At 38.3% G+C, this 2,520-nt stretch carries 4 protein-coding genes and 1 pseudogene; 2 read left to right on the top strand and 3 right to left on the bottom strand.

Annotation, left to right across the window (positions count from 1 at the left end; translation table 11 throughout):
* Positions 1-227, bottom strand: a 227-nt coding sequence (locus FJR38_RS24855) for a hypothetical protein (RefSeq protein WP_168540056.1), incomplete at its 3' end; no start/stop codon positions are given.
* A gap of 418 nt (positions 228-645) precedes the next feature.
* Here FJR38_RS24855 and FJR38_RS24845 point away from each other — a divergent pair.
* Positions 646-1,059 (top strand): annotated as a pseudogene (locus tag FJR38_RS24845) (hypothetical protein).
* Here FJR38_RS24845 and FJR38_RS29135 read toward each other — a convergent pair.
* Entirely contained in the window at positions 1,046-1,180 is a 135-nt protein-coding gene (locus FJR38_RS29135; RefSeq protein WP_256366940.1) for a hypothetical protein, read from the bottom strand. The pseudogene FJR38_RS24845 and the gene FJR38_RS29135 overlap by 14 nt on opposite strands.
* Positions 1,181-1,490: 310 nt before the next feature.
* Here FJR38_RS29135 and FJR38_RS24835 point away from each other — a divergent pair, with 310 nt between their 5' ends.
* Complete coding sequence (locus FJR38_RS24835; protein WP_168540050.1) at positions 1,491-1,886, top strand: aspartyl protease family protein; 396 nt, start codon at positions 1,491-1,493, stop codon at positions 1,884-1,886.
* 106 nt (positions 1,887-1,992) lie between these two features.
* On the opposite strand, the gene FJR38_RS24830 is transcribed toward FJR38_RS24835, so the two are convergent.
* On the bottom strand, positions 1,993-2,418 hold the full coding sequence (locus FJR38_RS24830; RefSeq protein WP_168540048.1) for a type II toxin-antitoxin system VapC family toxin: 426 nt from the start codon (positions 2,416-2,418) through the stop codon (positions 1,993-1,995).
* Between the last annotated feature and the right edge of the window lie 102 nt (positions 2,419-2,520).

The following is a 2,520-nucleotide window of genomic DNA, read 5'->3' as shown; positions in this document are numbered from 1 at the left end:
ATATTTTGGTTAAGTTCACGGTCTAAGTAGTTTTTATAGTTTTTTGAGAGGTCTGTTTCAGCTTCTATGCAACCGATAAAGTCTGACCAGTCTGGCAAGTAATTTTCTGAAGATTCGTGTTGATTCAGAAGATAGCGTTTTTTCAGGACTTCTACAAGTTCTACTATGATTTGTTGTGCATCGGGAGGAAGAGACGCAATATCTTGTTGAATTGTATCTAAGTTCATAATCTCATCTTGCTGTTTCCCTGATTATAGTTTAGCGAAAAATGTTATTGAGCGATCGCAAAGCACTCCGTAGGAATCGCATTTCCCCAATATTAACGATAGCAGTTAATCGAAGTTAAGGAAGCACAAGAAAATTTGCCCCGAAGATGGTGTTACACTTAGACAAAGTGCAAAAAACTAGAATCTGTATTTTTCGTTGAACTTATGCTGACAACCACTCAGTTCGCTCCCATACTTAGGCAATTATCTCACTCCGATAAGCTCTTATTACTTAATTTCCTTGTAGCTGAGTTGCTCAAGGAGTCTGGTATTGTACCGATGTCTATTCAAGATGATGTCCATAGACAAGGTTTACATGACTCTTTTGAGGCTGCTGCCATTTTAGCTCAAGCATTAAAAGAGACACAAGAATTGACTCATGGCTAATAAAATAAGATTTGCCTTCACTGAGGTAGATCCCAGTCTTGGAGCATTAAGTACACTTCCTTATTTATCACTGACATTAACGTATCAAAATCAATCTTTGAATGTTTCGGGTCTGTTGGATACTGGTTCTAGTGTTAATGTCTTGCCTTATGAAATGGGATTAGCATTAGGCGCAGTCTGGGAAAATTAAAGGTTGTCTTTGCCATTAGGCGGTAATTTAGCTAGATTTGAAGCTCGTGCATTAGTTGTGAAAGCCACTGTTGAACAATTTCCTGCTGTGGATTTGGCTTTTGCTTGGACACAAGATAAGTATGCACCGTTAATACTAGGACACATGAACTTTTTTCTTGCGTTTGATGTGTGTTTTTACAGATCTGACTTGGTATTCGAGATTAGTCAAAGGTAGTTTTATTAAGAGTTGTTTCAACATCTTTATCAGGATTATCACAATCTTGAATTAACTTGAGAACTACTTTAGCACAAGCGAACTGCTTGCAGCAGTGCTTCGCTATCGCAATGTACGACATAGGAATAGCTTTTCTCAAAGATGTTTAACGGACTCGTTAGACTTTACCTCACAGATGACTTATGATCAATTTATTATTGCCTGTCTGGGAGTTTAAACCATGTCACTCACTGAGTTAATTCCTCTGGTCAACAATCTGAGTCAGTCAGACAAATTATCACTCTTCAAACTACTAGCTACACAAATCCCAGACGCTGAACTACGAGTCATCTTTTCTGCATCAGAGTACCCGATCTGGTCGCCCTACGAGGCAACGGAAGCTGCAAACATTCTAATGCAGATGATTCAGGATAACAAAGAGACATCAACTCATGCCTAGTACAGTTGAGTTTCCCTTTTCTGATGATGAAGCATTACCCACAATTCCTGTCATTCTGAGTTATGCAGACTCTTCTATTTCTGCAAATGCACTGCTGGATACTGGGTCTACGGTCAATCTCTTACCTTATGATATTGGGTTACAATTAGGCGCGATTTGGGATAATCAAACTGTCCGCTTGCCATTGGCTGGAAATCTTGCAAAAGTTGAAGCACGGGGGTTATTTGTGCAAGTTCAAATTGGAAATATTGAACCCGTTCGTCTAGCATTTGCTTGGGTACAATCCTCTCATGTACCCTTAATCCTTGGACAAACGAACTTTTTTCGAGAATTTGATGTCTGTTTTGAACGATCGCAATGCACAATCAAAATTATCCGAATTGATTAGCGATCGCACTAACCCAACATTAGAGATCGCACTTAATCACAGTTAAAGAATCACAAGACAATGGATTTTGAGCGATTCCTGCGGAGCGCTTCGCTATCGCACTAGATCATAAAAATTTATTAAAGAGGTTATCGAAGGGTTCTGTATTTTTCCAACGATAGGTGTTGAAGTCTCGATAATCAACCGATAAAATTTGTCCATGACCTAATTCTTCTGCCAGAATAACGAGAGAGGCATCGGCTAAATCCATCGGTAAATCTTTATATTTTTCCATCAGTTCTTCAATACGCTGGCAATGATGTTGTTTCAGATCAAATATTTGTAGCTTTCCTGTAGAAATTTTATTAATAAAGATTTTTGGAGCATCTACTCCTACTCTTTTTTGTAATAGATAGCAAGTTTCTGTAACGACACACCAGGTTGTAATAAATTGCTGATTAGCTAAATCTTGAAATCGTTTTTTGGCGGCTATATGAACTGCATCTTTTTTATTGGCAAGAGCTAACCAAAAGCCTGTATCAACTATGATCATATTTTTGGTTAAGTTCACGGTCTAAGTAGTTTTTATAGTTTTTGTAGAGGTCTGTTTCAGCTTCTATGCAACCGATAAAGTCTGACCAGTCTTGCAAGGTAA

The sequence above is a fragment of the Anabaena sp. UHCC 0253 genome (assembly GCF_009712085.1).
Taxonomy (GTDB): domain Bacteria; phylum Cyanobacteriota; class Cyanobacteriia; order Cyanobacteriales; family Nostocaceae; genus Dolichospermum.
Note: the sequence above shows the minus strand (reverse complement) of the source record. Positions and strands in the feature narration are given on the sequence as shown.